Origin of the sequence: Sphingomonas sp., assembly GCF_965227385.1 — a bacterium.
Classification (GTDB): domain Bacteria; phylum Pseudomonadota; class Alphaproteobacteria; order Sphingomonadales; family Sphingomonadaceae; genus Sphingomonas.
Genome location: NZ_OZ245750.1, coordinates 1,481,889 through 1,497,468, shown reverse-complemented (window position 1 = coordinate 1,497,468; position 15,580 = coordinate 1,481,889). Strand labels below are relative to the sequence as shown.

The window sequence follows — 15,580 nt, the reverse complement described above, 5'->3', positions numbered from 1 at the left end:
CGCCCGCGATCGCATCCGGTTGATCGGGCTGATGCGGGGCCGAACCGCATCAGCCGATCGGGATTCACCCCGCAGTCGGTGTCGGGATTGCTGCCCATAGCTTGCGGAACCCGCTGCCCGGATCATTCTCGGACCGCGTCTTGTCGTCGAAGATCATCGTCGCGCGCCGGCCTGGTTCATATGGGTCCCAGCGCGGGATCTGCTGGTTATTGGGATCGCCCGTCTTGGCGAACGCCACCCACGCCGAAGCGAGTTCATCCGCGACGCGGCGGCCGCGCGGGCTGCCGACGTCCAGCGTCTGGTCGCGGTAGCTGTGGAAGGTCGCCGACACATCCAGTCCATGGATCGCGCCATAGCGCCCGCCATAGGCACTGGTCGCCCAGTTCCACTGGTACATATAGACGGGCGCGCCACCCTGCGCGGACTTCACCTCCGCCTGCTTGATCGCCATCTTCCGCCCGCTCGCATCGGTGGTCATTACCGCCTGCAGCAGAAAAGGCGACTTGTCGGGATAGGTGCGGCGGTAGGCGGCGAGCAGTTCGCGTCCGCGCGATCCGTAGCGAGTGGTCAGCTGCTCGGCGAGCTGGTCGTGGGTCAGGTCCGGATTGGACAGGCGGATCGCGCCATCCTCCAGCGTCGTCGATACGATCAGCGGAACGTCGCGCGAGAATTCGGGTGCCGCCGGATCGAACGGGTGCGCGGTGAAATAGCTGTTGTCGAGCACCGGCACAAATGACCAGGCCATCCCGGGCCGGCGCATCACGCGCACCTGCGCCGCCAGCAACGCCTGCCACGGCACCTTGCGCAGATCTCCGGCGCGTTCCTTGGCAATATTCAGCTCTTCCAGCAGCGCCACGGCCTGCTTCGTCGCGACCTCCGGATCGGTCAGCCTGAGCATCGATCCCGACTGTACCGCCGCGCGGTGGAACAGCCCCTTGGCCCGCGGGTCGCCATAGAGGACGCTGGTCTTTGCGCCGCCGCCAGACTGGCCAAAGATCATCACGCAATTGGGGTCGCCGCCGAACTGCGCGATATTGTCGCGCACCCAATTGAGGCTGGCGACCATGTCCATGACGCCGGCATTGCCCGCACCCGCCATGTCGCTTGCCCGGGTCAGCTGGTTGAGGTGGGTGTAACCGAATGCGCCGAGGCGATGGTTGACGGTCACGACGACGACATCGCCGAACCGCGCCAGCTGCGCACCGTCGAAGCCGGGACCATTGCCCGATCCGCTGGCGAAGCCGCCGCCATGGAAACAGACCAGCACGGCGCGCTTGCCGCCGTCATTGACTCCCGGGGTCCAGATATTGAGGTTCAGGCAATCCTCGCCCATCGACCCGGCGCCGACATGGCGATCCCACATGATCATCATCGCATAGTCGCTGCGCAGGTCGGCCGGCAATTGCGGGTTGATCGGACCATAGCCGATACAGTTGCGCACCCCCACCCAGGGTTTGGGCGGGCGCGGCGGGGCGAAGCGATTGGCCCCGCCGGTATCCGCGCCATAGGGGATGCCCTTGAACTGCTTGATCCCGACATTGTCGATCCCCTCGACCTTGCCGGTACGCGTCTCGACCGTCACGAAGATCGGTCGATCCTGCGTCGCGCCCCGTGCTGGCCGTGCCGTGCCTCCAACCATGCCGATCGCTCCCAGTCCTGCCATTCCGCCCAGCACGCCGCGGCGAGAGACGTTCAAATCGATGGTCATCCGTTGTTCCCCCAAAAAGGCATCAGAAGCGCGCGGTCACGCCCATGAAGAAGCGGCGGCCGATAATGTCGTAGGCCGATGTTGCGGTGGACGCGGGGCCGCCGAATTCGGGCGGCTGGCGGTTGGTGAGATTGGTGATCCCTCCGCGCAGTTCGAACCGGTCATTCGCGCGCACGCGACCGATCAGGTCGAAATAATTGACCGCCGGGACACCGGGTGCCGTGCCGGTCGGATTGCCGACATTCGCGCTGTTGGACTGGGACCCGATGAACCGCCAGCGCAGCGTCAACCCGCCATTCTTCCCCGACAGGCTGGCGCTGGTCACATGCTTCCAGGCCGGATGGGTCGAGGAAAAGCCGTCGATCTGCGCATTGCCGATGGTCCCGGCATAATCGTTGAACGGCTCGGTCGACAGGTTCTGGATCTTGTAATCGATGACATAGGTGACCGAGCTGTTGAGCAGCAGCGCGCCCAGGCCATTGATCTCGATGGCGGCGTTCGCCTGAAGATCGATCCCCGACGTGCGATACGCGCCAAGGTTGAAGAGCGGTTCGCGGATCGTGGCCAATACACCCGCCGAATCGCGCGTGATCAGCTGGCAGTAGAAATTGCTCGCCTCGTAATTCGGATTGAGCCCGCCGAAGTTGAAGCATTGGTTGAGGGCGATCGGGCTGGTGACATAACCGATCGCGTCCTTGAGCCTTATATCGTAATAATCGATCGAGAATGACAGCGCGCGGAAGAACGGCTTTGCCAATGCCGGCTCGACGACGAGGCCGACGGTGTAGCTGTCGGCGGTCTCCTCCTTGAGGTTGAGATTGCCGATGCGCTGCGCCGCATTGGCGGTGCCGCTATAGCGGTAGGTGGCGAGCGTCGCGGACGGGACGCCGGTTGCGACACACAGCGCGGCGACCTTCGCCGGATCGACGCCTGCGATCTTGCCGGTCCGCGCAAAGCCGGTGGAATCGCAGGGATCCCCCGCCCCCGACGACGCCAGCCCGATCACTCCAGTCGCCCCCGACAACGGCGAGAACAGGTCGCCGAGCGACGGCGCGCGGATGGCGCGCGAATAGCCGCCGCGCACGCTCACGCCCCGGACCGGGGACCAGTTGCCGCTCGCCTTGTAGGTATGCGTCCCGCCGATGCGGTTATAGTCGGAGAAGCGATAGGCGAGGCTGAGATCGAGATTCTGAACGAACGCGCGATCCCGCAGCAGTGGCAGCGCCAGCTCGCCATAGAGTTCACGCACGTTGATGTCGCCGCGCGACGAGAATGCGCCGGAGGTGCCCAATGCGTCCGGCGACGTCGTAACGCCCGGCGTTGCGGTCGGTGTCGGGCTGTTGCGCGGATCGATATCGGCGCGATAGCTGTTGCTGCGATACTCGGCGCCCACTGCGAATGCGGCGCTTCCGCCGGGCAGGTCGAACAGGTCGCCGGTGAGGTTGGCCTGCACCACCGTTTGCTCGAACCGGTAACGGTTGATCGTATCGATCGTCAGATAATCGGCGCATTCCGGCGACACCGGCCCGAAGGCGAACGGGTCGTATCCGCCGCTGCATAGCGATCGGCCGCCATCGGCAAGCCCGTTCGCGCCCACGCCGTTGAGCACGGTGTTGAGCCGGCTGCGGCTCACCGAGTTGATTGCGCGCTCGTCTTCCAGCGTGCGACCGAAGCTGGCATAGACATCATAGCGGAGCGAGGACGAGCCGATCCCGCCCTTCAACCCCACCATGCCCTGGGCGACTTCATATTCCTGCTGCACCTGCAACAGCCCGATGCGCGAGGTGTTGAAGTAATAGACGAACGACCCCGCCGGATTGGGCCGCGAGTTGAGCGCGATACGCAAGTCGGGCGTCACGAAGGGATTGTCGGCGCGGATGCGGATCGGATCGACCACCGACTGGGTGACGCCCGCGTCGCTCAACTGGTCGCTCTGATACCAGGTGTATATCGCCTGCGCGTAAAGCGTCGCCGCGTCGGAAATGTCGAACTCGGCGCGTGCAAAGCCCGAATAGCGCTCGAGCGGCAGCTGCAGCGTCGCATCGCGCAGCGCTCGCTGGGTCACCGTCCCGGTCGCTCCGATGACATAGCCCGTGCTGGGATCGGGCCGCAGGTTGATGGCGCCAGTATTGCCGATCAGCGTGCCGTCCGGATTGAGGAGCAGGCTGCTCGCCGCCGCCGGGACCGCCGTGCGATAGGTGTTGAGGAACAGGTTGCGGTACGCCGCGACTGCCGGTGCGGCGCCCCCGCCGAAGCGATTGGCGCCCTCCAGCACGATCAGGCCGTTGGATGGCGTTGCGGTCCCCAGCCTGTTGTCGAAGAACGACCGCGAATCCCGCGACGCGGTGCCGCGACCGAGATAGGACGCCGACAGGAAGACGCGGGCGCGGTCGTCGGCAAGGCTCCCGCCCCAGGTGATCGATGCACTGCGGCTGCTCGCGTCGCCCTGTTCGGACACGCCCAGTTCGCCCTGCAGCTCAAGGCCGCGAAACCGGTCGTTGAAGCGAAAGTTGACGACGCCCGCGACTGCGTCGGAGCCATAGACCGCCGACGCGCCGCCGGTGATGACTTCGGCCGATCCGATCAGCGCCGGCGCGATCGTGTTGAGGTCGATCGTCCCCTGTACATCCGACGGCTGAAGCCGCCGCCCGTCGAACAGCACCAGCGTACGCGACGGCCCCAGGCCACGCAGGTTGGCGCTCGACCGGGCGCCCGACGCGCCCGCGCCAAAGGTGCTGATGCTCGACGTCTGGGCATTCTGCGACGCCTGGAATTGCGGCAGCGCATTGAGCGTCTGCTCGACCGTTGCGGGGCCGCTGTCCTGGATAAAGGTCTGATCGACCGTAGTGATGGGGCTTTCGGCGGTGAAATCGCGGCGGAGGATGCGCGAACCGGTCACGACGATCTCGCGCTCTTCCGACGCAGGCTGGGCAGGGACGGGCGTCGATGTCTGCGCCAGGGCGGCACCGTGGAAGGCGCCCGAGCAAATGCCGCCGAGCAGCGCGTATCGAAGCGCAGTCATATTCCTCTCCTGTTTCAGATCGACACGTTTGCGCGACGACCAGGCGGACAGCCCAGCGCATCGTGCTATTGCATTTACCAGCAGTCAAGATTGTTTGTTTAAGGCAGCCCGGACACATCGGGACGGTGACGCCAGACGCTGGTCATCCCGCCCCCGTCACCGAAGTCGGCGAGCGCCGGTCTGCCTGAAGTGCTTCCAACGATGGCAGGGTGCCGTGCGCCGTATCCGCGCACGGGATCGGTCGACCAGCCTGTTCCCGGCTGAGCTAGCCAGCCAGCGGCGTTGCCTCCCACCGGCGATCGGCAACGTCGCGTACCGCCATTTCCAGCGCGGCCACCAGTGGGCGGTCGGCCAGCATCGCATGGCTCAGGCCGATGTCCCGCTCCGCGAGCGCACGGGCAAAGGTCGGGGCGTCATGCGCGACCGCAAGCTCCGCGATCACCGCGGCATGCGGATCGGCGATCGAGGTGCCCGCCCGCGCACGCGCGTGCAGGAACACGATCCACCCGGCGAGCGCGGTGACGATGTGGACTGGGAGCGTACCCGCAGCCCGGTTCGCCGCGAGCGAATCGCCCAGCCGATACGGGACCTTCTGCGAACCATCGATCGCGATCTGCTCCAGCCGGTGGAGGATCGCCGGGTTGCGGAACCGCTGCATCACATCGGCATGGTACCGGTCGAGATCGAGGCCGGGTACGGTGCCGACAAAGGGCTGGATTTCGTCGCGCACCATGGTTTCGGCGAAGCGCGCCAGCGCGGCGTCGCGCATCGCCTCCGCCACCGATGCCGCCCCGCGCAACAGGCCAAGATAGGCGACGCTGGAATGCGCGCCATTGAGGATGCGCAGCTTGGCCCGCTCCCACGCCGACACGTCACTCGTCAGGATCGCGCCGGCGGCCTTGAGGTCCGGACCGAAATCGACTCCCAGATCCTCGACCACCCATTGCGCAAAGGCCTCGCGCTGCACCCCCGCCGCATCTTCGACGCCCAGCTTATTCTTAAGATCGGACAGGAAAGTGGCGTCGCTTGCAGGGGTGATCGAATCGACCATGGTACATGGCACCGCCACCTCCGCGCCGATCCATGCCGCAAGTTTGGCATCGACCCGCCCGGCATAGGCGATAAGAGCAGCGTGCAGCTTGCGGCCATTGTCCGCCAGGTTGTCGCACGGCATCACCGTAAACGGGGTAACGCCCGCAGCGCGGCGCGCCGCCAGCCCCTGAACGATCCAGCCGACTACCGAACGCGGCGCCGCCGCGCCCGCCAGATCGTGCACGATGTCCGGATGCGCCAGGTCGAGCGTGCCATCCGAAGCGAGACAATAGCCCTTTTCGGTGACGGTCGAGGTGACCAGCCGCACCTGCGGATCGGCCAGCAGCGCAGCGGTCTGCACCGCATCCTCCGGCCCCAGAAACGCGCTATGGGCAGCGATCACCCGCAGCGACGGCACCGCATCGCGGATCGCCAGCGTGTACAGGCCATCCTGCGCCGCCAGCGCATCGATCGTGCCGCGCGTCCGGAGCGATACCGCGGCGATCCCCCATCGCGGATCCTCGGCCAGCAGCCGGTCGATATAGGCTGCCTGGTGCGCGCGATGAAATGCGCCGGGACCGAAATGGACAATGCCGGTGGCCAGCGCAGGCCGCCCCGCCGGTGTCTCTACCATGGCGGGCAGGCTGGACAGGCTGGCGTGGGACAGGATGGTCACAGCGTTACGCCCCGTTTCCAGATCGCGATCTCACGCTCGCCATTGCGTTCGGCGGCGGTTTCCTCGCCCGAGGCAATGGCGATGATCCGCTGCAACAGCGCCGCATCGGCCGCGTCCATCCCCGCGTCGAGCACCATGCCGGCGTCGAAATCGATCCAGCCGGGCTTGCGCACGGCAAGGTCGTGATTGGACGCAATCTTGACCGTCGGAACTGGAAAGCCGAGCGGGGTCCCGCGCCCGGTGGTGAACAGGATCACGGTCGCCCCCGCCGCCGCCAGCGCAGTCGACGACACGGCGTCGTTTCCCGGCGCCTCCAGCACGGTCAGGCCACGGGCCCTGACCTGCACGCCATAATCGATCACATCGACCACAGCGCTCGTCCCGCCCTTCTGCACCGCGCCGAGCGATTTTTCCTCGAGCGTGGTGATCCCGCCCGCGATGTTTCCAGGCGATGGGTTTTCCGACACCGGCTCGCCATGGTCGATGAAATGCTGTTTGAACCCGTTCACCAGGGTGACGATCGCATCGAACGTCGCACGCGACGCCGCGCGCGCCATCAACAGATGTTCGGCCCCGAAAATCTCGGGTATCTCGGTCAGGATCGCACTGCCGCCCGCGCCCGTCACATGATCCGCCATCCGCCCGACCAGTGGATTGGCGGTCAGCCCCGACAGCCCGTCCGACCCCCCGCATTTGACGCCCAGCACAAGCGCGTCGAGCCCGGCCGGACTGCGCACTGCCATCGCGGCCCGTGCCAGTTCCTCGACCAGCGCCACCCCCTCCGCCATTTCATCGGCGCTTGCCTGTGCGACGAGGAAGCGAATCGACCCGCGCCGCGCTTGCGGGATTCGCTCCAGCAGTGCGGCGACTTGATTCTCCTCGCACCCCAGGCCGACGATCACCGCGCCTGCGGCATTGGGGTGGCAGGCCAGGCTGGCCAGGATTGCCCGCGTGCCGTCCAGATCATGGCCCAGCTGCGAACAGCCATGCGGATGCGCAAAGGCATGCACACCGTCGACCAGATGCGCGACGCGCGCCTCCGCCTGGCGCGCGATCCGCTCCGCCGTTCGCGCGACGCAGCCAACCGTCGGCAGGACCCAGATTTCATTGCGCGTGCCCACACGGCCATCGGCACGGCGATAGCCCATGAAAGTCGCTGTCGAGGGCAGCGGCGTTACGACATTGGCACCGGTGTCAAACGCGTAGCTGTGCTGACCTGCCAGCGCGGTTTGCAGGTTATGGACATGGACATGTTCGCCCGCTGCGATGGAACGGGTTGCGCGCCCGATCGGGAAGCCGAACTTGCGCACCGGCGCGTTGCGCTCGATCGCGTGCAGCGCCACCTTGTGACCGCGTTCTACCGCGTCGATCAGCTGCACGGACCCGCCGTCGAACGCAACGCGGTCGCCCGCCACGCCAGCCTCCAGCATCGTCAGCACATCGTCGGGCGGGGCGATTTTTAGCGCCTTGGGCATTCCATCACTTCGCGATTGACTGAAAAACGGGCTTCGAACGAACGGTCATCGCGCGGCATCTGCACGGCAAAGCCGGGGCACGGCGCGCGCAACAGCCCCTGGCAGGTTTTTATCACGGCACGTGAATTTTGCCAGCGCCATGGCACCGCGCTTCAGCGCGGTTCCGATCCGCCGCCGCAGGACAAGGCCCGATTGAGGCCTGCGCCCGCTCGGCCCGCGGCCGGGAGCGCGCAAAATCGGCACCGCAGCGCCGACATTGCGCGGTAGCCGCCGATCCGGCGAACTCATGCTTCAGCGGCGTTCCAGCGTCCGCAGCATCCCGGCCACACGCCCGCCAAGCCGCACCATCGCGCTATCAGAGCGACCGTCGATGGATAATTCCAGGCGCGCGTCCATCCCGAAGTCGCGCGAACGACTGTAATCCGCCGTTCCTTCAAGCGACATCCGCTCGATCGGGGCGGCGTCGAGCCGGGATTTGCGCGGCAGTTGCAGAATGACGGTCCAGTCTGATGGCGGCGCGGAAATGCTGGGCAGTGCGTAAAGCGGTTCCAGCGAGGCACCGTCGGCCGGGATCAGCGCGCGCAGCGTACGCACGTCCAGGCCCGGCAACCGCGGCACGCCGCGCGCGTGCATCGCAGCGTCGCCCCCATGTACTGCCGATTCCGCCATCAGCATCCCGCGCGCATCGACTGCAATCGTCGCGGCGGCGGCCGGTGCCGACGCTCCGTTCGGCCCGTCGTCACGCGCAGCAGCAGGCACCGCAACCAGTGCGGGCGCAAGCGCCACGAAAACCAACTTCCCCCTCACCACTGCGTCCCCCCGTCCAGTGATGGGGGCAAGCTGCCCTAATCAATCGACACGTGCAATCATTGCCCGCCCATGAGTTCGGTCTGCCAGCTGAACCGCAACGCTGACACGGCGGTCGGCTTCTTCGTGGGTCCGCTGCGCGTGGTCGATCCGACCAGCGCGGAATCGATCAGTTCCTCGATCCCCGTGCCCACGCCGCCATTGTTGCGCATGCGCGTTCCCGCCAGCGTCGGTCCGGCAGCTACGGCACAGGCCGCGCCGTCCTCCGGCCCCGGCACCACCGGGCATTGCGCCAACCGCGCATAGCTCAGCGGCACGCCATCGGTGACGTCGCTGACCAACAGCACCAGATCGTCACGCAGGGCGCCGCCGGGGCTGGCGTCGGTCAGGCTGTATTGCAGCACGCCGCTTTCCCCCGCGCGCAGCCGGGTCGGATTGTCGGCCTTCATCTGGAGCCGCCCATCCTGACCGTCGAACAACAGGATACCGCCATCGGGAGAGAAGATCAGCGGGTTGACATAGAGGTCGGTCTTGCCGGTGTTGGTCACCTTGATGAACAACCAGTCGCAGCGCTGAAAGCGAAAGCCGCCCGCTTCGCTGCCGTCGCCACCGATGCGTTGTGCATCCTTCGCCACCGCATAATAGTCGGCGGTGGTATCCGGGCACGCCGCACCTGCCGCCAACGCCTTGGGCCGAGCGACATAGAATTCGACCGCGACATTCTTAGCCGGATCCTCCCCCGGCTCTCCGCTCGCCAGCGCCGGGCTCGCCAGCACGCGCTGCAGTCGACTGAACCGCGTCGCCTTGACCAGCGCGCCCCCGATCGCGAAGCGCACGCGGATCGTCGGGGTGCTGCCGCCTTTGGCCATTTCGGCGGCCAAATCGATCGATCCAAAATCGGCGGTCACCTGCCCCGGCGGCTGGGTCAGCGCCAGCTTGTCGCCCTGAAACGTGAGTACCAAATCCGCCGCTTCGCCCGGCTGGACGAAAGTTGCGCCGATATCGGCAGGCTTGAATTCCTTGAACGCCGCCAGCGCCGCCGCCTGCGCCGCGCTGGGGCTGGCGGGGGCGGCGGGCAGTGCGATGCGATAGTCGAGCTGGACCGGCTGCTGCTCGATCGTCGCGATCAGCCGCACCTCGCGCGACAACGGCTTGCCGTCGATGTCGCGGACGTCGTTCCATGCCTCTGCCGGGATGTCGCCGAACGCGGTCGGCACCAGGATCGCCTTGTACGCATCGGCCTGTTCGACCCGGCCATAGAGGATCACCTTGTCACCGGTCGGCGCGGCGAGCGCCAAGCCGATGATCGTCCCTTCGACCACCCCCTGCAACTGGCCGGCGCTCATCTCCAGCCGGTCGAGCTTCACCGGATCGGTCGACTTGGTTTCGGCGGTAAATGCGCGCGCGGGCTTGTATACTGCCCAGCTTCCCGTTCCGGCGGTCGCGCCGCTCTTGACCAGCCCGCCCATCAGCGGCCGGTCGATATCGCCGTCAAATTCTGGGCGCGGTGCTTTCGGATGCTTGTCGGTACCGGCGGTCACGCGGTTGGCGAGGTCGCGATAGGAATAGACACGCGGGTTGTTCCAGTTCGCCATGGCATAAACGGTGAGCAGCCCGTGCGGCGCCTGTTCGGCGGGGTCGGCAAAGGCAGGGGCCATCGCCTGCCGCGCCTGCACCGCCGATGGCGCGGCCATCATTCCGACATAAGCGCCCCATCCGGTGCCGCCCTTCTTCGTCTCCCCCGCCAGATCGCGGACGAACCCCGCCTGGCTGACCGCGATAAATTTGCGCGGAGGGAGCTTGAGCTTCGCCTCGATCGGTTCGGGCGGCGGCGCATTCGCGTCGCGCTGTGAATCGCCCGAGTGGCAGAAGTCGGCGATGAAGGTGACGTTGCCGCCCTTTGACCGGATCGCGTCAATCGCCGCGCCGATCTCATCGTCCAGGATAGCGTTCTCGACCTTGGTGTAGTTCGCATCGGGCGCCCCGGTGTCATAGGGCAGGAACACCTCGTCGCGTCCGTCCGGCTCCGACCCGGCAACCGCCTCGGCCTGTTGAACGCCATGGCCCGAGAAGCTCAGCAGCACCTCGTCGCCCGGCTTGGTGTCGATCGCCGCCCGCTTGAGCGCGCCCAGAATGTTCTCGCGCGTTGCCAGCGCATCGATCTTGAGGCTGGTCGCGCGCAGTCGCGGATTGCCCTTGGACGCCAGCAGTTCAGGCGAGGGCTTGTCCGCGAGCAGGATGATATCGTCGCGCTTCGCACCCGATCGCATCAGCGTCTCGGCGATCAGCACCGCGTCATTGTAGGTGCCGAGGAGCGGCGAGGCGATGCCGTCGCGATAGCCCGCGACCGCGACGATCACCGCACGGATCCGGCCCTTTGCCTCCGGCGCAGGGGGCGTCGCGGTAGCCGAGGCCGGGACGAGCGGCGCGGCAACCAGGCTCAACGCGCCGAATATGAGCATGATCTGCCGCAGCACCGTCCGTCCCCTTCAGTTTGAAACCAAAATGGCGCGCGTCCACACGCGGCCCTTGTTCTTCAGCGTGATTCGAAATTCCTCGGTGCGCCCCGGCGTCCAGCGGCACATCAGGTCGCGGCGCGCGATGCCCGACGTCACCGCCGGGCGATCGCTGCACGCCACGCGCCCGCTGGCATCGGTCACCGCAAGTTCCAGCGCCGCATCGCCATCACCGCGCACCCGCACCAGCGCCAGGCGTCCGCCCTCGGCCCGCGCGCGCATCGTCAGCGCGCGGTCGGCGGGCAGGTCGTGAGTGTAGACGATCGCGGCAGGCAGGATGCCCCTGCTCGCCTCCGCCAGTGCTTCCTCGATCGCGGCCAGCTGGGCAGCGTCGCCACCGGCCCAGCCGCGTGCCTCGATCAGCAAGGCCGAGGGCGCGGTGACGGGCAGTTCCTCGCCCGTGCGTGCGCGGCCCAGCACCATCGGCGCATTCTCCGCGCGCACGAGTACGAAATCCCCCGTCGCCAGCATCCGCGCGGCGACGATCATCATGTCGACATCCCGATCCGCCCGCGCCCGCGCGATCAGGTCGCGCACCAGCTCGGCCCGCTCGATCACCGCATCGGGCGCCGACACCGCGTCGTGGCCGTCGTGCACGGGTCGTGCGGCTGCCGTCGGTTGGGCGGCAAGGGCGAGGACAAGGGGAAGCATTACACGCATGACAAAGACGGGTTTCCTGCCGGTTCGAATGCAGTGCAATGTGGACGCGACGCCACTGCGGCGCGACCGACAGTCTCTGACACGGGCGACCGAACCTGCCTCAACAGCGTGGGACGGGAGCGCCGCGCCGACACCTCACTTGCCCGGTTCGCCGACCAGCGTGAACGCCGCCCAATATTTCGGGCTGACGAACTGGCCGGTGCCTTCGCTGCGTACCGTCTGCATCGCGACCTGCAGCGCACGCGCGCGCCCCGCGACATCGCCCTTCTGGATATTGCCGAAGGTCTGCTGCATCAGCAGCGAGGTCGCAGCGTCGCTGACCGCCCAATGGCTGACCAGCAGCGAGCGTGCGCCCGCGAACAGGAACGACTTGGCAAGGCCGGACAGGCCGTCCGCGCTCTTTCCATCGCCCGCCGCAGTATTGCATGCGGACAGCACGACGAGGTCGGCCGGGATCTTCAGCTGCGATACCTCGGACGCGGTCAGCAGTCCGTCGTCCAGCTCGCTCGCCTGCTTGGGCGGCGTGAAGACCAGCCCAGGCTCGGCATTGTCGCCCACTTCGGTCGCAAGCAGGCCATGGGTCGAAAACACCACGAACCGCGCCGACGGCAATGCCTTGCTGGCCTTGACCGCAGCCTCGGTCGCGGCATCCCCGACCACGACCGTCGATTGCGTGCCGAACGATTTTTGCAGGCTTTCCAGCTCGGCCTTGGCCTGCGGCAAATAGGCGAGCGCGCGCAGCTTTTCGGGGTCGGCAAGCTTGCCCTTGTACATCTGCCCCGCCAGTCCCGGTGTCACGCTGCGCCCGGTTTCGGGCGTATAGGCGCCGGCGAGTGTCGGCGCGCCATAGGCCGCCAGCGCGACCCCGCCGCCGCGCACCTGTGCGTAGCTGGCCGAACCCGATTTCGTGTCACAACCGGGGTGCGCATCGGCGGGCTTTTCGATGAGCAGGCACCGCAGCGAACGCAGCGCCGAAACCGACGGCAGTTCGGCCAGAGCAAATCTGTCGATCAGCCACGGGCTGGTCGCGACGGCCGCCGGATCGGTGTCGGCCCCCTGCGGCGGCGCGGTCACGAGCAGCGCCAGGGGCAGCGAAGTCAGCGGGCCGCTGACATTGGTCAACAGCACCTCCTTGCCCTTCAGAACGCCTTCAACCGGCGCGATCAGTTCCTTGTAAATCTCATGCGCGAGCTTGCGGTCGAACGCCTTGCCCTGCGGCGCGACGGCAGCTGCGCCCGCCCCGGGCGGGGGCTGGCGGCCCGATCCGCGCGCGCCGTCCACCTCCATGCTGGCGCGCAACGTGTTGACCTTGGCGGCGAGCGCATCCTGCTTCATCGCCTCCGACCGGGACCAGGTCGATCCCTCGCGCGTCACCGCCCAGGTGTAGCTGGCATCGTCCGAAACGAGGATGACGACCATCGCCTCATCGGGATTGAGCAGCTTCTGGACCGCCGCGATATCCAGCGCCTTCGGGCGCGTCAGGTCGAAATATTGCGGGAAATCCTTGGCGATCTTGGCCTCGATCGCTTCGACCTCGGCGCGCAGCGCGGCGCGGCGCTGGGTCAGCGCGCGGCGTTCTTCTTCGGGCACTTGCGCGCCGCGCTCGATCAGCGCGCTGAACTGGCGATCGACCGCCTCGATCTCGGCGAGCTTCTTGTCGCGCTCCTGCTCCAGCACGGCGAGCGGGCCGCCGCCGGCGGCAAAGCGCGCCGTAGTACGGTCGAGCGCCGCGGCGGCGCCGGAAATCTGCGCATATTGCGCCGCCTCGAACGCCTCCGACCGCAGCACATCGGGCGACGGGACCGGTTCGATCTTGATGTCGGGCGTGGTCTGGGCGGACAGCAGGACCGCAGCCAGCGGAAGCGCAAGCACGCTTTTGAACCTTGCATGTCGATGATTGCGCGACATCAATTGCTCCCCATCATCAGCTCGTCACCAACGCGACGCCGGTGCCCTGTTCGCCATAATTGATCGCCTGAATTACATATGGGCCGCTCCAGATCGGATTGATCCGGCAGTACAATGTCACATTGCCCGACATGTCCTGGCAGATCAGGCTCCCATTCTCGTCGAAGACCTTGAGCGCCAGCGGCGTGGCCGAATCGCGGCGCACGCCGATCACCTTGGGTTCGCCCCCGCGAAATGATGCGCGGACCGTCCACGTCGTCTTGCCCGGCACATACTGCACGACGCGCAGCGAATTGCATGGGCACGCGACGCCCTTGCCCACTTCGGTGCGGGCGGCTTCGATCTCGGCCACCAGATCCGCGTCGCCGGCCGCGAGCTTGGCGGCTTCGTCGAACAGATCCGCGCCGGTAAGCGGCTTGGGCGTCGCGCCCGGTTTCGCTTCGCGATCGAGGGTGCCCTTGTCCGACCCCTCCTTGACCGGAGCCGCTTCGACGATCTTTGCCGCGACCATCATCGCGCGCGCATCCTTGGTGGCGCGCGCATAGTCGGCGAGGCGATAGCCGAGCAAAAGTGCTTCGGCGGCTTTGGAATTATCGGTGTCCGGGAGAATTTTCTGCGCCGAATCCGCGCCTTCCCGGGTCTGCGCCGCCGTCGTTCCGGCGGCGGAAATCGATGCAGCCAGCATCGCTGTGGCGATCGAAAACCTGCACGTGGTGGTAATCCGGGAGCGCATCATGTCCTCCCCATCGGCGCGTCTGCGATACCTCTGCGCCGTGAAAAACCGCCGCCCCGGGATGCGTCCGAATCCCGGGGCAGTCGGCCATTTCGCTTAGTTGGTCACCAGCGCAGCGCCGGTGCCATAGGCGCCATAGTTGATCGTCTGGACCGAGAAGGGGCCGGTCCAGATCGGGTTGACGCGGCAATACAGCGTCACGTTGCCCGACATGTCCTGGCACACCAGGTTGCCGTTCTCGTCGAAGATCTTCAGGCCGACCGGGGTCGCCGAGTCACGGCGTACGCCGACGACCAGCGGCTCACCGCCACGGGCGGCAAAGCGGACGGTCCATACGGTGTTGCCCGGGACATACTGGACGGTGCGGATTGCGCCGCCGACGACACCGCGCGAGGCCTCGGCCTGCGCCGCCTCGACCGCAGCGACGATGTCGGCATCACCAGCTGCCAGCGTCTTGGCTTCGGCGAACAGGTCGGCCGACGTCGTCACCTTGGCGGTGCCGGTGCCCTTGCCGGTGCCTTCGATCTTGCCCTTGTCGGTGCCTTCCTTGACGGTGACCGAATCGACCATCTTGGCGGCGACGATCATCGCGCGCGCATCCTTGGCGGTGCGGGCATAGTCGGCGAGCTTGTAGCCCAGCGCCAGGGTATCGACAGCCTTCGAGCTGTCGGTCGCCGCAGCTTCCTTCTCGCTCAGGTTCGTGCCCTTCTTGTCCTGCGCGATCGACGGCGAAGCCAGCATGCTTGCAGCAACCAGCGCCATCGCCATCTTCTTGTTGAGCGTAACCATTACCTTCGTCTCCTCACTCTCCGGGCCTGCTCCCAAGCCGGCCTCGCGAACTGATCCCTCGATCAGGCAGGTTCGTCTTTAATGTGGCCCCCGCCCGCGCGACACTAACAGTTTCAGTCTTCGTTTCCATATCTAACTTGGCGCGAAGTCCCTGATTCTTGACGAATCCTGCGCGCCCATCCGCCGACTACTTACGTATTATCCGCGTAACGAACGTGGACTCGGTAACAGCTGTTACCCAAGATGAAGAAAGG

Annotated in this window: 10 protein-coding genes; all 10 read right to left on the bottom strand. The window is 66.6% G+C overall.

What is annotated here, in order from left to right; translation table 11 throughout:
- Positions 1-64: 64 nt before the first annotated feature.
- On the bottom strand, positions 65-1,708 hold the full coding sequence (locus ACO05N_RS07155; protein WP_422056473.1) for a carboxylesterase/lipase family protein: 1,644 nt from the start codon (positions 1,706-1,708) through the stop codon (positions 65-67).
- 22 nt (positions 1,709-1,730) lie between these two features.
- A complete protein-coding gene (locus ACO05N_RS07150) occupies positions 1,731-4,730 on the bottom strand; it encodes a TonB-dependent receptor domain-containing protein (protein WP_422056472.1) in 3,000 nt (999 codons plus the stop codon).
- Between the two features lie 265 nt (positions 4,731-4,995).
- Complete coding sequence (locus tag ACO05N_RS07145; RefSeq protein ID WP_422056471.1) at positions 4,996-6,438, bottom strand: mannitol dehydrogenase family protein; 1,443 nt, start codon at positions 6,436-6,438, stop codon at positions 4,996-4,998.
- Positions 6,435-7,913, bottom strand: coding sequence for a UxaA family hydrolase (locus ACO05N_RS07140; protein ID WP_422056470.1), 1,479 nt, complete (start codon positions 7,911-7,913; stop codon positions 6,435-6,437). The genes ACO05N_RS07145 and ACO05N_RS07140 overlap by 4 nt, the downstream gene beginning before the upstream one ends.
- Before the next feature lie 291 nt (positions 7,914-8,204).
- The gene (locus tag ACO05N_RS07135; protein WP_422056469.1) at positions 8,205-8,699 is read right to left on the bottom strand and encodes a hypothetical protein; all 495 of its coding nucleotides are present in this window, start codon (positions 8,697-8,699) and stop codon (positions 8,205-8,207) included.
- A gap of 80 nt (positions 8,700-8,779) precedes the next feature.
- A complete protein-coding gene (locus tag ACO05N_RS07130) occupies positions 8,780-11,197 on the bottom strand; it encodes a caspase family protein (protein ID WP_422056468.1) in 2,418 nt (805 codons plus the stop codon).
- A 12-nt stretch (positions 11,198-11,209) separates the two neighbouring features.
- Positions 11,210-11,833 carry a hypothetical protein gene (locus ACO05N_RS07125; RefSeq protein WP_422056467.1) on the bottom strand — a complete coding sequence of 208 codons (624 nt, stop codon included), beginning with the start codon at positions 11,831-11,833 and terminating at the stop codon, positions 11,210-11,212.
- Between the two features lie 198 nt (positions 11,834-12,031).
- Positions 12,032-13,768, bottom strand: a complete 1,737-nt coding sequence (locus ACO05N_RS07120) for a CHAT domain-containing protein (RefSeq protein ID WP_422056466.1) — start codon at positions 13,766-13,768, stop codon at positions 12,032-12,034.
- Positions 13,769-13,820: 52 nt separating this feature from the next.
- A complete protein-coding gene (locus ACO05N_RS07115) occupies positions 13,821-14,489 on the bottom strand; it encodes a hypothetical protein (protein ID WP_422056465.1) in 669 nt (222 codons plus the stop codon).
- 144 nt (positions 14,490-14,633) lie between these two features.
- Entirely contained in the window at positions 14,634-15,326 is a 693-nt protein-coding gene (locus ACO05N_RS07110; RefSeq protein ID WP_422056464.1) for a hypothetical protein, read from the bottom strand.
- Positions 15,327-15,580 lie beyond the last annotated feature (254 nt).